This window comes from Enterobacter sp. HK169, from assembly GCF_001719105.1.
Taxonomy (GTDB): domain Bacteria; phylum Pseudomonadota; class Gammaproteobacteria; order Enterobacterales; family Enterobacteriaceae; genus Enterobacter; species Enterobacter asburiae_B.
The window spans coordinates 1,401,421-1,418,321 of record NZ_CP017087.1; the positions used below are offsets into that span (position 1 = coordinate 1,401,421).

The following is a 16,901-nucleotide window of genomic DNA, read 5'->3' on the forward strand; positions in this document are numbered from 1 at the left end:
CACACGGTGAGCAATGATGCCCTCACCCAACCCTCTCTTATCGGGGAGAGGGAGATGGAGCCGTCAGGCAATCGTGACTTTGCTGTCCAGATAGACGTCCTGAACCGCATTGATCAGCTTCACGCCGTCGGCCATCGATTTCTTAAACGCCTTACGGCCAAGGATCAGCCCCATGCCGCCCGCGCGTTTGTTGATCACCGCCGTACGCACCGCGTCTGACAGGTCGGTATCACCGCCCGCCGCGCCGCCGGAGTTGATCAGCCCCGCGCGGCCCATGTAGCAGTTCGCCAGCTGGTAGCGCACCAGGTCGATCGGGTTATCGCTGGTCAGCTTGCTGTAAACGCGGTCATCGGTGTAGCCAAAGTTCACCGCTTTGTAGCCGCCATTATTCTCGGCCATTTTCTGCTTCACGATATCCGCGCCGATGGTCGCCGCCAGGTGGTTCGCCTGCCCGGTCAGGTCGGCGGATACATGGTAATCCACGCCGTCTTTCTTGAACGCGTTGTTGCGCAGATATGCCCACAGCACGGTGACCATGCCCAGCTCGTGCGCGCGCTCAAACGCCGCGGAGATCTCTTCAATCTGACGACGGGACTGTTCGGAGCCGAAGTAAATCGTCGCCCCTACCGCCACCGCGCCCATGTTGAACGCCTGCTCGACGCTGGCGTAGAGGGTCTGGTCATATTCGGTTGGGTAGCTAAGAGTTTCGTTATGGTTCAGCTTCACAAGGAACGGAATGCGGTGGGCATAGCGACGCGAAACCGAGGCCAGCACGCCGTAGGTAGACGCCACGCAGTTACAGCCCGCTTCAATCGCCAGCTCAACAATGTTCTTCGGATCGAAGTAGAGCGGGTTTGCCGCAAAAGAGGCGCCCGCAGAGTGTTCCACGCCCTGGTCCACCGGCAGAATAGAGAGATACCCGGTGCCGCCGAGCCGCCCGGTGTTGTAGAGCGTCTGCATATTTCGCAGGACCGCAGGCGGACGGTTGTTATCGATCATCACGCGGTCAACGTAGTCGTGACCAGGCAGATACAGCTGGTCGGCTGGAATGGTCATACAACGATGCTGTAAAAGGCTGTCGGCGTCTTTGCCAAGCAACTGCGCAATATCAGTCATGTGATACTCCCGTAAGTCCGACGTCGTGTCGGTGTGTGTTTATCCAGTCCCATCTTTTATGGGCAGACTAAGCCTGGTACCGACTTAACAGATTTTCCACTCTTTGCTTTTTTTTTCAGCACAATCTGCTGGCTCGATTCGTGTACAACAAAACTGTTACATTGATCAAACAATCGCCACAAAGGTATTTAAAAGGTATTATTGAGTGGTATGTTAAAGGCGTACCCTCTCTGACATGCAGGATTAAAAAATGAAAACGAAAGTCCAACTGTCATTCATGATGTTTGTTGAATGGTTTATCTGGGGCGCGTGGTTTGTGCCGCTGTGGCTGTGGCTGAGCAAAAGCGGTTTTACCGCCGGGGAAATCGGCTGGTCTTACGCCTGTACCGCTATTGCCGCGATCCTCTCCCCGATTCTGGTCGGCTCGCTGACGGACCGCTTCTTCGCCGCGCAGAAAGTGCTGTCAGTGCTGATGTTCGCCGGAGCCATTCTGATGTACTTCGCCGCGCAGCAAACCCAGTTCAGCACCTTCTTCCCGCTGCTGCTGGTTTACTCCCTGACCTATATGCCGACCATCGCGCTGACCAACAGTATCGCCTTTGCCAACGTGGACGACGTTGAGGCCGATTTCCCGCGCATCCGCGTGATGGGTACCATCGGCTGGATCGCCTCCGGGCTGGCGTGCGGTTTCCTGCCGCAGATGCTGGGCTACAGCGATATTTCCGACACCAACATCCCGCTGCTGATGACGGCAGCCAGCTCCGCCCTGCTCGGCGTGTTTGCCCTGTTCCTGCCGAATACGCCGCCGAAAAGTACCGGCAAGCTGGATTTCAAAGTGATGCTCGGGCTGGACGCGTTAATCCTGCTGCGCGACAGAAACTTCCTAGTGTTCTTCTTCTGCTCGTTCCTGTTCGCCATGCCGCTGGCCTTCTATTACATCTTCGCCAACGGCTATCTCACCGAAGTGGGGATGAAAAACGCCACCGGCTGGATGACGCTCGGCCAGTTCTCCGAAATCTTCTTTATGCTCGCCCTGCCGTTCTTTACCAAACGCTTTGGTATTAAGAAGGTCTTACTGCTGGGCCTGATTACCGCCGCCATCCGCTACGGGTTCTTTGTTTACGGTGGAGCGGAACAGTACTTTACCTACGCCCTGCTGTTCCTCGGCATTCTGCTGCACGGCGTTAGCTACGACTTCTATTACGTCACCGCGTACATCTACGTGGACAAAAAAGCGCCGGTGCACATGCGCACCGCCGCGCAGGGCCTGATTACGCTGTGCTGTCAGGGCTTTGGTAGCCTGCTGGGTTACCGCCTGGGCGGCGTGATGATGGAAAAAATGTTCGCATACAAAGAGCCGGTGAATGGGCTGACCTTCAACTGGGCCGGAATGTGGACGTTTGGTGCAATCATGATTGCCGTGATTGCCGTGCTGTTTATGCTGTTTTTCCGCGAATCGGATAAAGAGATCGCCGCCATTGCGGTGGTTGATGGCGATGCCGCGCTGACACAAGGGGAAGTTAAATGAAACAAGAACGTATTCTCGGTGCCCTTTACGGGCAGGCGTTAGGGGATGCGATGGGTATGCCGTCGGAGCTGTGGCCGAGAAAGCGCGTCAAGGCGCATTTCGGCTGGATCGACCGCTTTTTACCCGGCCCGGCAGAGAATAATGCGGCCTGCTATTTCAAACAGGCAGAGTTCACCGACGATACCTCAATGGCGCTGTGCCTGGCGGATGCGATCGTCGAGTGCGACGGGGAGATTAACGCGGACGTTATCGGCAAGCATATTCTGCGCTGGGCGCTCGATTTTGACGCGTTTAATAAGAACGTGCTCGGCCCGACCTCCAAAATCGCGCTTAACGCGATTCGCGACGGCAAGCCGGTTAGCGAACTGGACAACAACGGCGTGACTAACGGGGCAGCGATGCGCGCCTCTCCGCTCGGCTGCCTGCTCCCGGCCACGCGTCTGGAACACTTTGTTGAGCAGGTGGCGCTGGCCTCCAGCCCGACCCATAAATCGGACCTCGCCATTGCCGGCGCGGTGGTGATTGCCTGGGCGGTTTCCCGCGCTATCGACGGCGAAAGCTGGCAGAACATCGTCGATGCGCTGCCGGGTATCGCCCGCTATGCGCAGGAGGCGAAAACCACCACCTTCAGCGCATCGCTGGCGGCACGTATTGAGCTGGCGCTTAAGACCGTGCGGGAAGCCAACGGGGTTGAGTCCGCCAGCGAGCAGGTTTACCAGCTCGTGGGGGCCGGAACCAGCACCATTGAGTCCGTTCCGGCGGCCATTGCGATGGTCGAACTGGCGGGAACCGACCCAAACCGCTGCGCCATTTTATGCGCCAACCTGGGCGGCGATACCGACACCATTGGCGCGATGGCGACGGCCATCTGCGGCGCGCTCCACGGCGTGCAGGCGATTGACCCGGCGCTCAAAGCCGAGCTCGACGCCGTCAACCGGCTCGATTTCGGCCACTATTGCGAGAAACTGCTGCACTACCGGGAGCAAAGGGAGGGCGTATGAATTCGTTTGCCCAACGTCTCGACACCCTGCACGCCGCGCGGCCGGTGACGGTGCTGGGCGCGGCGGTGATTGACGTCATCGCCGACGCCTACGCCCTGCCCTGGCGCGGGTGCGATATCGAACTCAAACAGCAGGGCGTGAATATTGGCGGCTGCGCGCTAAACATTGCCATCGCTCTGAAACGGCTCGGCATTGCGTCGCAAAACGCCCTGCCCGTCGGTCACGGCGTCTGGGCGGATATTATTCGCAACGCCATGGCGAAGCAGGATCTGCACAGCGCCATTGCGGCCGAAACCGGCGATAACGGCTGGTGCCTGGCGCTGGTGGAGCCAGACGGAGAGCGCACCTTCATGTCCTTTAGCGGCGTGGAGAACCAGTGGCAGCAGAGCTGGCTTGATGTGCTTAACATCCCGTCGAACAGCCTGGTCTATTTATCCGGCTATCAGCTCGCCTCGCCGTGCGGCGAGCTGCTGACACGCTGGCTGGAGGGATTACAGGACGTGACGGCCTTTATCGATTTCGGCCCCCGCACCGCGGATATTCCCGACGCTCTGATGGCGCGGATTATGGCCTGCAGGCCGATCGTGTCGCTTAATCGTCAGGAAGCAGAGATCGCAGCCGAACGACTGGGCGTAGCGGCTGACAACCTGGGTGCTGAGTGGCAGCAGCGCTTCGGCGCCGCGCTGATTGTGCGTCATGATAAAGACGGTGCCGCGTGGTATGACGGCGACGATGCGGGCGTTGTTCCGGCGTTCCCGGCGACGGTTGTGGACACCATTGGCGCTGGCGACAGCCACGCGGGCGGCACGCTTGCCGGGCTGGCGTCCTGGGTAGTCAGCCACCGCGGCGGGGACTGCGCCCCGACTCGCGAGGCGCTACTCCTCGCACACAAAGACGTATAGATCGCTGCGACAGTAGCTGATGCTGTACTCAATCGGCCGGTGCTGTTGGTCAAGCGCGACCTGCTTGATCACCAGCACCGGTATTTTTTCGTCCATTTTAATGTGCGCCTGAAACTCGCTGTCCGGCATGCGGGCGCTAACCCGTGAACGGGTGCGCTGCGGGAAAATATTCTGACTGCGGAAGTAATCGTACAGCGAAATGCCAATCGCATCCGGATCGGGAATGAGCCCGACCGGCACCCAGGACTCTTCAATCGATACCGCATCGTCATCCACATAGCGAATGCGCTTGAGCAAAAAGACCTCGCTGTCCGGAGGGATCGACAGGTGGTTTGCGACCTCCTCCGGGCACTTCACCACCCGCTTGTTGACCCACAGCGTATTAGGCTTTTGGCCGCGCAGCACTACCTGCTGGGAAAAACCGCGCGCCTCTTTCAGCGAATATTCAAAGATATTGTTGATTTGCGTGCCATAGCCACGGGAGCGAGTGACCACGCCCTCTTCCTCGAGCGCCTGCATCGCCTTTCGCACGGTGATGCGCGACACCCCGGTTAACTGGCTCAGATCGCGCTCGCCGGGCAAAATATTCCCGTGCTCCAGCACCCCGCTGCGCACCGCGTTTTTTACCGTTTCGGCAAATTTCAGGTACAGCGGCGTGTTGTCAGGCGCGGCGATCCGTTCATTCAGTTGAGCGATTAACCGGGTATGCGCTTGTTCCATCTCTGTTTTCTCAGGCGTGGTGTTTCCTGCCAGTATACTGGGTTACCACCATGCATGAAAATGATGAACCGGCCCAATACCGTGACCCACTTCCAGAGTATCGGCTTTTGCCAGCGCCGCCGAGAGCCAGGTTTTCGCTTCGCGCACCGTATCGGCCCAGCCTTCATGCCGCGGGCGCAGCGCCGCCAGCGCGGCGGAGAGCGTACAGCCAGTGCCGTGGGTGTTTTTGGTCTGCACGCGCGGAGCGGTAAAACGTACTTCGCCGTCGCGGGTAAAGAGCCAGTCCGGGCTTTCAGCATCATCCAGATGACCGCCCTTCATCAGAACCGCCCCGCAGCCCATCGCCAGCAGCGCGTTTCCCTGCGCTTTCATCTCGCGTTCAGTTTGCGCATGCGATGTGCCTAACAGCGCGGCGGCCTCCGGCAGATTGGGCGTGATAAGCGCCACCTGCGGCAGTAGCTTTGTACGCAGCGTCTCCACGGCGGAGGTGGAGAGCAGCGGGTCGCCGCTTTTTGCCAGCATGACGGTATCCAGCACCACGTTTTGCACCTGATAGCGTTTAAGCCGCTCGGCCACCGCCTCCACAATATCCGTCTCCGCCAGCATGCCGATCTTGGTGGTATCGATGCGCACATCGCTGAACACTGAATCCAGCTGCGCGGCAACAAAATCCGGCTCGATACGGTAGACCGACTGCACGCCGCGCGTGTTTTGCGCCACCAGCGCGGTAATGACCGAGCAGCCGTACGCGCCAAGGGCCGAGAAGGTTTTGAGATCGGCCTGGATACCCGCGCCACCGCTGGGATCGGTGCCGGCAATGGTCAGGGCGTTAATCCGCTTCATGCCTGCTCCTCCAGCGTATAAAGCGCATCCAGAAACGCGCTGGCAAAACTGCCTGGTCCACGCGACTGCGCAATGGCCACCGTTCCGGCCCGCTTCATCCATCCGCAGGCGGCAGCGACGTTATCCATCCGGTCGCCCGGTAGCGAGCAGCTCGCCGCCACAACGGCAGAAAGCGCGCATCCCGTTCCCACTACGCGCGTCATCAACGGATCGCCGCCCGTTACCGTGCGGGTGCGTTGCCCGTCAGTGATGTAATCCACCTCACCGGTGACGACCACAACGGCATTGGTCTGGCGCGCCAGCGCCTGTGCAGCGGGCACCGCGCTGGCTGCGGTATCGGTTGTATCGACGCCGCGCCCGCCCGCGCTCATTCCGGCAAGGGCCAGAATCTCGGAGGCATTGCCGCGAATGGCGGCCGGTTTCAGGGCAAGGATTTGATGGCAAAAACGGGTGCGGAACGTCAGGGCGCCCGCAGCAACCGGGTCCAGCGTCCAGGGCTTGCCTGCCGCCACCGCGCTTTCTATTGCCCGACGCATCGACTGGGCGCGCGGCGAGGTCAGCGTGCCTACGTTAATCAGCAGCGCATCGGCGATGGCGGCGAACTGTTCAGCCTCTTCGGCTTCAATCACCATCGCGGGTGAGGCGCCAAGCGCCAGCAAAACGTTGGCCGTAAAGGTCTGTACGACATCGTTAGTCATACAGTGGGTCAGCGGAGAACGGGTTCGGAAGTGGTGTAAAACGTGTAAATCGAGCAGGTCAGGCTGCATGGGTTCGCTCCTGCCTTGCGTGAAGAAGCGATGACCGGGAAGGCATCTGACTTCCCTACGCTGGCATTATCCAGATCAGGTAATACGGGTATTTCTCAGCCTTCACAAAGAAGGGCACCCCGAGTCAAAACACTTTTAAAACAGTGAGTTATAAAACTCATTAACGTTATGTAGTGTAACCGCGGCCCCAGGCCAGGCGCAAGGAGTTTCGATTTATCACGCCGTTGTCACCGCGGAAATCTCCAGGCGCTCTTTCCCGTTATTTGCCAACATTTATTACGCTTTAGTTAATTCTGGTTCAGTAATTGTTAATACGTTATTGAAAAACTTTATTACGTACTTTTACTGAGACTATTATTTTTATTTTTTATTACGTGCTCATTACGCTTTTATAAGATAGGGAAACTTCTTTCGCATGAAAGAATAAGACAGTATTAATTTATTTAACTCTATTAAACATTTGTACTTTGATCAATAGCTTAACGCTCCCCTGGATTTATCGCATAATCCATAAGTTAATGTATACATTAAATAAACCTCCTCGATACCGCACCCTGCCCTTTCATTTATTCATATCATTTATGATTTAGATCAAAATCATCAATTTGGGTTTAATCGATAGTTTATTCACGCTACTAAAAAAGGTCCGGGCATTGAATATCCTGTATTGAGATATGGAAATACAGATATCCACATGCCACTAAAGCCAAAACTGTTCTGCTTAATTTTGTTTTTTAATACGTTAATGATGTGAGTCCTTCGAATGAAAATTTTCAATAAATCTGTTATTCCTGTTTTTGTATTTGGGGTGGTCGCCGGTAGCGCCGTGAATATTACCAACGCTGCTGCTGCCGTTTGGGATGACGCATCAATCACAGATATTGTGAATGACCATCAAGACCAAATTACGCAAAACAGGGTCGATAGCATTGCTCGCGATCTCTCAACTGAAAATCGCTTAACGCAGGTGGATAGCGACCTTCAATCCACTAAATTAGGTGTTTTGGTTATTGAGCAAGCCACAAATGACGCTTACCAAAAAGCCTTGCTTGCTGGTGCGCTTGCAGATACCGCCAATCAAAAAAGCGATGCGGCTTTACAGGGCGTTATGACGAACGGCACAGAAATTATCAATATGGAAAACGTTAACAAAGTGCAAGATAACCGTCTTGACAGCCTGGAAAATGCCCCTAAACCCACTAACGGCGTAGATGGCAAAGATGGCGTGACGACCACCGTGACGCACATGCAGGTAGACGCAGCAACACAAACTAAAGTGGCTAATAATACCCAGGCAGTTACCGCCACCGCACAGGATCTGCTGGCAACGAAACAGACGTTACAGGCAATGAATAACAATACCAACCAGCAATTTAAATCACTGCACGATGAAGTAGATAATAATAAGAAGCAAGCTAATGCCGGTATTTCAGGTGCCATGGCGATGGCTGGATTACCGCAGGTACAAACGAATCAGCATGTTATGTTCTCTGCTGGCGGAGCCACATACAATAGTGAAAGCGCCCTTGCCGTTGGGGCATCCGTTAACTTTAGTTCACATGTGATCGCGAAAGTGAGCTTCTCTGATGATACCGCCAATAATATGGGAGCGTCAGTTGGCGTCGGAATGGGCTTTTAACGAAATACAACTTAAGCATTATTAACTTACGCCATTAAGTTAATAACCTGCTTGCCTCCGGCAAGAATAGCGATGACAGAAAAAACATGCTCAGACATATCATTATTTCAGCGACCCTGTATCTGATGCTCATTGGCGTCGGTATTTGGATCGGCATGATGTACGTCTCCTATTATCTGTGCGTTTTATAAGGTGAACAAAAGTTTAGCCATGAAAACTCAATTAATATGGATTGCACTGATGTTAACGGTAGCGACAACACCGGCTCATGCGATTAACGCGCATTATCGTGCTCAATTAGAACGTTCAGGATGTACTGAGATGAACGCGAATGACGGCTCTTGTGATATCCACAAAACAAAAGCCCAAAATGCGGCGCAGCACTCAACAGCTGCGGGCCACGACCCTTTGCGTGAAGCCACTTTTACATCGGATGCGGTTAACGCCACGATTTCAAATGGCTTTTTTAACGCCACCATTAACGGCAAAAAGGCCACCGTTAAGCGTCTGAATGCTCATTTCTATGAGATTCACGGTAATGGTTTTGTTATATCGCTAAGCATTGATGAGAACGGCATTACGGCGGCGTCCTGGAATAAGACGACGGGGCGTAACCACGGCATTTTGCAGGTGTCGCAGAAATAAAGCGAACAAGGAGGCAGTCTGCCTCCTTTTCGGTCAGCGAATGGCACGATTTGTCACACTCTTTTTTATGAATTTACAGTCAGGGCAGAACACACGTAACAGTCTGTTTTTCTTTACCATAAAGTGCAATTTTCTTTCTTAAAAAGGGGATATCCCCTCCCCTGAGCGCCATGTCACAAAACAGTAAACAAATTAACCATTGAGCCCCGTGGCAAAAGGCTCTATATTGGCGGCGTTTTTTTCAGGCCCCCATCTGTTTTTTAACTTTTTATTCAATCGTGGCTCATAACGAAGCGGCGGTTGTAGGAGTGATATGATGACGGATAAAGTCCGTATTGACACCGTAGATGCCCACAAAAGCAACGAAACCTATCTGGCCCGTCAGGCCGAGTTTGAATCTAACGTCAGGAGTTATCCGCGCAAACTGCCTTTAGCCATCACTAAAGCAGAAGGCGTGTGGATCACCGATGCAGATAATAAAGAATACCTTGACTGTTTAGCAGGCGCAGGGACCCTTGCGCTTGGCCATAACCATCCTGATGTGCTGAAAAGCATCCAAAATGTCATTACCAGCGGCTTGCCGTTACATACCCTGGATCTGACTACGCCTCTGAAAGACGCGTTTTCTGAATACCTGCTCTCTCTGCTGCCTGGTCAGGGCAAAGAGTACTGCCTGCAGTTCACCGGTCCATCCGGTGCTGACGCCGTTGAAGCGGCGCTGAAGCTGGCGAAAAAAGTGACCGGTCGTAGCGGTATCATCAGCTTCTCTGGTGGTTACCACGGTATGACCCACGGCGCGCTGTCTGTGACCGGCAACCTGTCTCCGAAAGAAGCGGTAGACGGTATGATGCCAGAAGTGCAGTTCATGCCTTACCCGCACGAGTACCGTTGCCCGCTGGGTATCGGTGGTGAAGCGGGCGTGAAAGCGCTGACGTACTACTTCGATAACCTGATCAACGACGTTGAAAGCGGCGTGCGTAAACCTGCTGCGGTGATTCTGGAAGCCGTTCAGGGCGAAGGCGGCGTGAACCCGGCTCCGGCTGAGTGGCTGCAGCGCATCCGTAAAGTGACTCAGGAACACGGCATTCTGCTGATCCTCGACGAAGTTCAGGCTGGCTTTGCCCGTACCGGTAAATTCTTCGCCTTCGAGCATGCGGGCATTGAGCCAGACATCATCGTGATGTCTAAAGCCGTAGGTGGCGGTCTGCCGCTGGCCGTTCTCGGTATTAAAAAGCAGTTTGACGCATGGGCACCAGGTCACCACACCGGTACCTTCCGCGGCAACCAGCTGGCGATGGCGACCGGCCTGACGACGCTGAAAATCCTGAAAGATCAGAACATCGCGGGCAAAGTTGCCGCTCAGGGCGAATGGCTGAAAGGCCAGCTGAAAGAGATGGCGAAACGCTATCCTGTTATCGGCCACGTGCGCGGTCTGGGCATGATGATCGGTATTGAGATCGTTAAGCCACACGAAGCCGCTGACCACATGGGCTGCTTCCCGGGCGACGGCGAGCTGTCTGCACTGATTCAGAAGAAGTGCTTCGAAGCCGGTCTGATTCTGGAGCGCGGCGGCCGTAACGGTATCGTTCTGCGTCTGCTGCCGTCTCTGCTGATCAGCGACGAAGAGCTGAAAATCTTCCTGGATAAATTTGAGCAGGCACTGCTTGCTGCGGGCGTTCGCCCGGCGTAACCGGAGTTATTGATTACGATGTCTGATTCAAACCCAATTTTGTTCTCCTCTGCGCAGAGCATTGAAGCTTACCAGCAGGCGATCGAACAAAGCACTCAGGCTGTGATGCAGTGGCTGAAACAGCCTGAGATGTACCAGGGCAAAACGGTCGCAGAGCTGCGCGACCGTATTAAGCTGGATTTCAACCCGAAAGGGCTGGGCAACGAAGCGGCGATTGAACGCGCCGTGGAGTTCTTCCTGAAAGACAGCTTGTCCGTTCATCACCCGCAGTGTGTGGCGCACCTGCACTGCCCAAGCCTGGTGGTAAGCCAGGCGGCGGAAGTGCTGATCAACGCTACTAACCAGAGTATGGACTCCTGGGATCAAAGCCCGTCCGCAACCATTATCGAGATCAAACTGATCGAGTGGCTGCGTACCCGCGTGGGTTATCAGGCCGGCGACGCAGGTGTCTTCACCAGCGGCGGCACCCAGAGCAACCTGATGGGCCTGATGCTGGCTCGCGATGCGTTCTTCGCGCGTCAGGGTCACTCCGTTCAGCAGGACGGCCTGGTCGGCGATCTGCGCAAAATTCGCGTACTGTGCTCTGAAAACGCACACTTCTCCGTGCAGAAAAACATGGCGCTGATGGGTCTGGGCTACCAGTCCGTCGTGCAGGTGAAAACGGACGAATTCTCCCGCATGGATCTGACCGATCTGGCGGCGAAAATCGAACAGTGCAACGCGAACGGCGAGCAGATTCTGGCGATCGTCGCAACGGCAGGTACCACCGATGCCGGTGCTATCGACCCGCTGCGTGCGATTGCAGAGCTGGCCGCGAAGCAGAACATCTGGGTACACGTTGATGCGGCCTGGGGCGGCGCGCTGCTGATGTCTGAGCAGTATCGTCACTACCTGGACGGCATCGAGCTGGTGGATTCCGTCACTCTGGACTTCCACAAGCAGTTCTTCCAGACCATCAGCTGCGGCGCGTTCCTGCTGAAAGAAGCGCGTCACTATGAGCTGATGCGCTATCAGGCGGCCTACCTGAACTCCGAGTTCGACGAAGAAGCCGGCGTGCCTAACCTGGTGTCAAAATCTCTGCAGACCACCCGTCGTTTTGACGCGCTGAAGCTGTGGATGAGCCTGGAAGCGCTGGGGCAGGAGCAATACGCGGCGATCATCGATCACGGCGTGACCCTGGCGCAGCAGGTTGCGGCCTACGTGAAAGAGCAGCCTGCTCTGGAACTGGTTATGCAGCCACAGCTGGCAAGCGTTCTGTTCCGCTTCCGCGGACAGGTGCAGATGGATGACGCGGGCATCGCCCTGCTGAACCAGAAAATTGGTGATGCGCTGCTGGAATCCGGCCGTGCGAACGTTGGTGTGACCGAGCACAACGGCGTCACCTGCCTGAAGCTGACGCTGCTGAACCCAACCGTGACGCTGGAAGATATTAAAATCCTGCTGTCTCTGGTTGAGCGCACCGCGCAGGAAGTTCTGGCTAAGTAATACAGCACCCCTCTTCCGCCGGGAGAGGGGTTATTTTTAAACGCCTGCCCACCACATCCTTAATTTTAAACCCCAGTAGCTCGTCCAGCCCGTCGTGGTGCTGACCACATTACCCTTCGACACAATGACCAGCGTCGGCGTTACGCTCACCTGCCACTGCTGCGACAACGCACCGTTTTCATCGTTGATCACCAGCATTTTCAGCTGTTTCTTTTCAACCCAGCGCGCAAGCTTTGCGTTATCGCCGGAACGCATGGCAATACTCACCACGTTCCCGCCTTCTTCTGCCAGCTGATTAACGGAAGGCGTCGTGTAACGGCATATGCTGCACCAGGTGGCCCAGACGTAAATCAGCAGCGGGCGTTCCTGGCTCAGCGCCGCGATATCGTGAATATTGCCGTCGATGCTCTGCATCGGTGTTGCACTAAAACTGGCGGGGAGTGTCGGTTTTCGGTACCGATCAACACCCCACACTACGGCCAGCGTCAGCAGAACGAATATGATCCCTTCCCGCACCCAGCGGCGCAGTCGACTGATTTTGCGGTTATCCATTGTGACCTCATGTTTTAACGAAGGTCATCTTAACGGGCAATACGCCATCACGCTATAAAGAAATGTCGCGTCAGGTTTACTCCTGGGTATAACCGTAGTCGTAATGGCTATATCCCGAGTTGTAATAGAGCGCAGCCGATTTCACGATATCATTGAGGATCGCGCCATTCACCTGCACACCCATCTGCTGCAGACGCTTCAGGCAGTTCTCGATCTCCTTGACGCTGGTTTTACCAAAGCGGGCGACCAGAAGCGTGGTCGCCGCTGCTCTGGCTATCAGCAAGGCATCCGTTACGGCAAGCACGGGTGGGGTGTCGACAATCACGATGTCATACAGTTTGTCTATCTGCGACATTACGGCCTGGAAGCGTTCACTCATGAGCAGCTCAACGGGATGTGAAGGTTGGGGTCCGCAGGTCAATACATCAAAACCGCCTTTTTCAACGCGTTGAACCGCCTCCTGCCACTCAACGGCTCCTCCGAGCACGCAGGATAATCCCCGATGATTGCGCAGTTGGAAAACACTGTGGACATATCCCTTGCGCATATCAGCGTCAATAAACAGCACTCGCTGTCCGGCCTGAGCGGCAATCGACGCCAGTGAAGTACTGACCAGCGTCTTTCCGCAGTCCTGCGTGGGGCCAGACACTACGACGATCCGGTTTGTGGCATCCATCATGGTAAAATGCAGACTGGTGCGCAGCCCGCGCACCGCCTCGACAAACATATCTGCCGGGCGGTCAACGGGCAAAAAAGGAACATTCGACGTCCTGTGCTTCCATCGGGAAGCAAACAGGGTTTTCCTGCGCAGGTGCGTTTTTTTCCAGAGCCACACCGAGCGCGGAAGCGTCGCCAGAAGCGGTATCCCCTGCACTTCCAGTTGTTCAGACGAGGTAATGCCCCGATTAAAGGCTGAGCGCATTAAAACCATGCCGGCAGAGAGCATCAACCCCATCAGCATACCCAGTACGATAATTAGCGCTTTGCGCGGTTTGATCGGCTCTGGCTGCGTCATGGCGGGGTCAATGATCCGCACGTTCCCGATAGCGCTGGAGCGCGATATACTCAGCTCTTGCTGACGCGTCAGCAGCTGCAGATATATGGTACGCCCGGATTCAACGTCACGACTCAGGCGCAAGATTTCCTGCTGCGTGGAAGGCATGGATGAGACGCGGTTATTCAGGCGCGCACGCTCCCGCTCAAGCGTTTGTTTCTTCTCCCGCAAGGCACGGTAGGTGGGATGGTCCTTTTTGAAAAGCTGGGAAACCTCTGCTTCGCGAAACGTCAGTTCGTTAAGCTGGTTTTCCACGTTAACCACCTGATCAAGCACTGACTTTGCCTCCAGAGATAAGTCGACAGAATCGCGTTGCTCTCTGTAGGCATTCAGTCTCGCTTCGGATTCATCCAGCTCCCGGCTGATCTTAGGTAATTGCTCCTGTAAGAACGTGAGGCTGCGGGAATCTTTCGCTTCCTGGCGCGCAATATTCTGGCTGAGAAAATTTTCAGTAATGGTATTAAGTACCGTGGCGATCCTGGCGGGGTCTTCACCCATTAACGTTAATGCGATCATGCCGCTCTGTTTCGCCGACTCAACAACCGTAAGCCTGTTCTGAATGGCGTTGATGGCGTCAAGCCTTGAGACGGTTTCGAGGGTAAATTGGGTGCCTGGTTCCGCGCTGAGGGATGTCACCAGAAGCGATAATCCATTTTTAACCAGCGTTTTCCCCACGATGCCGTCTGCTTCAAGCGTTTTTCCCTCAAGACGATATCGCCCTTTTTCCCGTACGGTGAGTAAAAGCGTTTGTGGCTTACCTTCCAGAAGGGGAATAGTCAGCGCGCCGATCGTTATTTCAGCGGATTTACGTCCCTGCACGTATTCTAACAAAGGCCCGATGACGGGAAACACGCGCCGCCTGACGTAGTACGTCAACCCTAATTGATCGATGGTTTCTCCCAGGATCATCCGTGATTTAAGGAGTAAAAGTTCCGGCGCGACGTCAGGTGAGAGATCGGGCCCGAACGGAGTCAGGTTCTTGAGCAGTGAGTTATTCTGCTTCGCTTCAACCTGTATCAGGGCATCAGCCTGATAAACTGGCGTGGCGCTGAACGCATATATCCCCGCACATACCGTGAGCAGGAGCGTGACACACGCGATCGTCATCCGGTGATCAAACATCTCAGCAAGCAACTGAAGAAGATCGATCTCATTATTCTGCGGTGTCGCAGCCTTATATTTCTCTGATTTAGAAGACGACATAACGGCATCATTCCTTATTGACTCAAACGACGAGCCCATTCCTGACTGGCTTTTCCCAATTGCTCGAAAACATATTCATAGGCTTCACGACTTTTGTTGTAAGGGTCGGGAATGTCCCTGATGTCCAGCCATTGTCCAAAGAGCAGCGATTTTCCCCGGTTCTCCGGGGCCATTGTGGCAATGAAACGGAGGTGTTCCGGCCCCATCACCAGGATCAAATCGGCTTGTTGCAACAGGTTACGCGTCACCTTGCGGGCAATATGCCCCTCCAGCGAAACGCCATGACGCCGGGCCACAGCCTGCGCAGCCGCATCCGCCGGATGCCCCTCAAGCCCCAAAATACCTGCCGAGTTCACCTGCTTGCCGGGTAATTGCTGTCGCAACAGCCGCTCACCAATCGGTGAACGGCAAATATTGCCGGTGCAGACCACTAAGATTGACTGGAACATTACTGCGGCCACGATCTGATGTAACGAACGGTTTCGGTCAGGTCATGGACGCCGCTGATGGTAGGCACCAGCTGGGAGATCACGCGATTCCAGCGTGATAACGGTGCCGTGGTGACGTAGACAATGTCATACGGTTCCAGCTGGAATTCCGTACCCAGCACCATGGCTGAGGCATCTTCCGCATTGAGTTGATAGATGTTGGCAATTTTGCCCGTGTCGCCTTTTTCCGTTACCTGCCTGATAACAAAAATGCCGGTTGCATCAGCCATATTTTGGTTAAGCCCACCGGCATTGCCCAGGGCTTCGGCCAGCGTCATGCCGCTACGATCCATCTTAAGCGTGCTCTGTTTAACCACCTCGCCCATCACGAACACTTTCAGCGCGTCGTTTCGGGGAATAAACAGGATATCGCCTGAATAAAGCAGCTTATTTTGCATCAAATCGCCATGCTGCATCAGTGCATAGAGCGAAAGGCGGGAGTCCTTGCCATCATGCGTCAGCACGACGTTACGCCAGTCGGCATCCGCAGAAAGACCGCCAGCGGCGTTAACCGCATCCATCACCGTCAGCGGAATATTGGTTATGGGTTGCTGGCCTGATTTTTCGACCTCTCCGGTGACATAGGCTTTTTGGGAACGGAAGGCGGCAACGCTGACGTCCACCTGCGGGCTCTCAATGACTTTATCCAGTCGAGATGTAATCTCTTCACGTACCTGTGAAACCGTTTTTCCCGCCACCCGCAGCTTACCGACGTAGGGATAAAAGAGCGTACCATCGGCGTTGACCCAGTTGCCGGCATCGCTCGCACTACGATATTGTCCCGCGGGCGTCGTTAATTCAGGGTGATCCCAGACGGTGACCGTCAGGATGTCGCCTGTGCCAATACGGTATTCCCAGTTTTTGATCTGCTCATCCAGATTAGGATTTGCCTGAGATTTCGACACGGTCGGAAGTAGTTTTTCAATTAATCCCGGCGTCAGTGGAAAAATCTCCACGCGCTTATCAAGCTGATAATTGTTCTCTTCCACAGAAATGACTTTTTTCCCGGATACGCTTAAGTTCTGACCTGAGGAAAAAACACACCCTGCCAACTGACTAACAGTGAGAAATAACAGAGAAAACGCAGTTATATTTTTCATTTATATAAATATTCGTTTTTTAACGTTATGTTTATTGTTAAACCTGCAAAGAGATTCGAGCTAACACCATGAAATTTAATTATTTATTTTCCTTAACATGAGTTTATGGCATAATTAACCGCAACCCATCAGCTCTCTAGTAAAAACAATGAGAATACTCAGCCTTCT

General features: G+C 54.7%; 15 protein-coding genes and 1 riboswitch. Of the genes, 7 read left to right on the forward strand and 8 right to left on the reverse strand.

The genetic code is table 11. The annotated features are described in order from the left end of the window. Nucleotides 1-63: 63 nt before the first annotated feature. Complete coding sequence (gene fbaB / locus EnteroDNA1_RS06710; RefSeq protein ID WP_023312424.1) at nt 64-1,116, reverse strand: class I fructose-bisphosphate aldolase; 1,053 nt, start codon at nt 1,114-1,116, stop codon at nt 64-66. Nucleotides 1,117-1,366: 250 nt separating this feature from the next. On the opposite strand from fbaB, the gene EnteroDNA1_RS06715 reads away from it, so the two are divergent. From EnteroDNA1_RS06715 to EnteroDNA1_RS06725, 3 genes are read left to right on the forward strand one after another with little or no spacing between them, the layout of a single operon-like run. Further along, a complete protein-coding gene (locus tag EnteroDNA1_RS06715) occupies nt 1,367-2,644 on the forward strand; it encodes a nucleoside permease (protein ID WP_033145997.1) in 1,278 nt (425 codons plus the stop codon). Continuing rightward, on the forward strand, nt 2,641-3,645 hold the full coding sequence (locus tag EnteroDNA1_RS06720) for an ADP-ribosylglycohydrolase family protein (protein WP_064672817.1): 1,005 nt from the start codon (nt 2,641-2,643) through the stop codon (nt 3,643-3,645). Before EnteroDNA1_RS06715 ends, EnteroDNA1_RS06720 begins: the two co-directional genes overlap by 4 nt. Next, the gene (locus EnteroDNA1_RS06725) at nt 3,642-4,547 is read left to right on the forward strand and encodes a PfkB family carbohydrate kinase (RefSeq protein WP_069303070.1); all 906 of its coding nucleotides are present in this window, start codon (nt 3,642-3,644) and stop codon (nt 4,545-4,547) included. Before EnteroDNA1_RS06720 ends, EnteroDNA1_RS06725 begins: the two co-directional genes overlap by 4 nt. Here EnteroDNA1_RS06725 and EnteroDNA1_RS06730 read toward each other — a convergent pair. Genes EnteroDNA1_RS06730 through thiM form a run of 3 tightly spaced genes read right to left on the reverse strand, consistent with a single transcriptional unit; the run spans nt 4,521 to nt 6,877 of the window. After that, nucleotides 4,521-5,267, reverse strand: coding sequence for a GntR family transcriptional regulator (locus EnteroDNA1_RS06730; RefSeq protein ID WP_023312428.1), 747 nt, complete (start codon nt 5,265-5,267; stop codon nt 4,521-4,523). The genes EnteroDNA1_RS06725 and EnteroDNA1_RS06730 overlap by 27 nt on opposite strands. A gap of 42 nt (nt 5,268-5,309) precedes the next feature. Further along, nucleotides 5,310-6,110 (reverse strand): bifunctional hydroxymethylpyrimidine kinase/phosphomethylpyrimidine kinase, encoded by an 801-nt coding sequence (gene thiD / locus EnteroDNA1_RS06735; protein WP_039263125.1) that lies wholly within the window; start codon nt 6,108-6,110, stop codon nt 5,310-5,312. Then, nucleotides 6,107-6,877, reverse strand: a complete 771-nt coding sequence (gene thiM / locus EnteroDNA1_RS06740) for a hydroxyethylthiazole kinase (protein WP_069303071.1) — start codon at nt 6,875-6,877, stop codon at nt 6,107-6,109. The genes thiD and thiM overlap by 4 nt, the downstream gene beginning before the upstream one ends. Nucleotides 6,878-6,912: 35 nt before the next feature. Then, nucleotides 6,913-7,009: riboswitch (TPP riboswitch) on the reverse strand. A 631-nt stretch (nt 7,010-7,640) separates the two neighbouring features. Here thiM and EnteroDNA1_RS22545 point away from each other — a divergent pair. From EnteroDNA1_RS22545 to EnteroDNA1_RS06760, 4 genes are all read left to right on the forward strand, one after another. Then, nucleotides 7,641-8,516 (forward strand): YadA C-terminal domain-containing protein, encoded by an 876-nt coding sequence (locus tag EnteroDNA1_RS22545; RefSeq protein ID WP_231926989.1) that lies wholly within the window; start codon nt 7,641-7,643, stop codon nt 8,514-8,516. A gap of 210 nt (nt 8,517-8,726) precedes the next feature. After that, nucleotides 8,727-9,161: a hypothetical protein gene (locus EnteroDNA1_RS06750; RefSeq protein ID WP_045887888.1), complete on the forward strand. Its 435-nt coding sequence runs from the start codon at nt 8,727-8,729 to the stop codon at nt 9,159-9,161. 313 nt (nt 9,162-9,474) lie between these two features. Next, the gene (locus tag EnteroDNA1_RS06755) at nt 9,475-10,851 is read left to right on the forward strand and encodes a diaminobutyrate--2-oxoglutarate transaminase (RefSeq protein ID WP_014884533.1); all 1,377 of its coding nucleotides are present in this window, start codon (nt 9,475-9,477) and stop codon (nt 10,849-10,851) included. A gap of 18 nt (nt 10,852-10,869) precedes the next feature. Next, entirely contained in the window at nt 10,870-12,336 is a 1,467-nt protein-coding gene (locus EnteroDNA1_RS06760; RefSeq protein ID WP_023312433.1) for a pyridoxal phosphate-dependent decarboxylase family protein, read from the forward strand. Between the two features lie 36 nt (nt 12,337-12,372). On the opposite strand, the gene EnteroDNA1_RS06765 is transcribed toward EnteroDNA1_RS06760, so the two are convergent. From EnteroDNA1_RS06765 to EnteroDNA1_RS06780, 4 genes are all read right to left on the reverse strand, one after another. Continuing rightward, nucleotides 12,373-12,888 (reverse strand): protein disulfide oxidoreductase, encoded by a 516-nt coding sequence (locus tag EnteroDNA1_RS06765; protein WP_064672821.1) that lies wholly within the window; start codon nt 12,886-12,888, stop codon nt 12,373-12,375. 76 nt (nt 12,889-12,964) lie between these two features. Then, the gene (locus EnteroDNA1_RS06770) at nt 12,965-15,145 is read right to left on the reverse strand and encodes a polysaccharide biosynthesis tyrosine autokinase (protein ID WP_064672822.1); all 2,181 of its coding nucleotides are present in this window, start codon (nt 15,143-15,145) and stop codon (nt 12,965-12,967) included. Between the two features lie 14 nt (nt 15,146-15,159). Then, the gene (locus EnteroDNA1_RS06775; protein WP_033146006.1) at nt 15,160-15,594 is read right to left on the reverse strand and encodes an arsenate reductase/protein-tyrosine-phosphatase family protein; all 435 of its coding nucleotides are present in this window, start codon (nt 15,592-15,594) and stop codon (nt 15,160-15,162) included. Beyond that, nucleotides 15,594-16,733: a polysaccharide export protein gene (locus EnteroDNA1_RS06780; RefSeq protein ID WP_033146007.1), complete on the reverse strand. Its 1,140-nt coding sequence runs from the start codon at nt 16,731-16,733 to the stop codon at nt 15,594-15,596. Before EnteroDNA1_RS06780 ends, EnteroDNA1_RS06775 begins: the two co-directional genes overlap by 1 nt. Between the last annotated feature and the right edge of the window lie 168 nt (nt 16,734-16,901).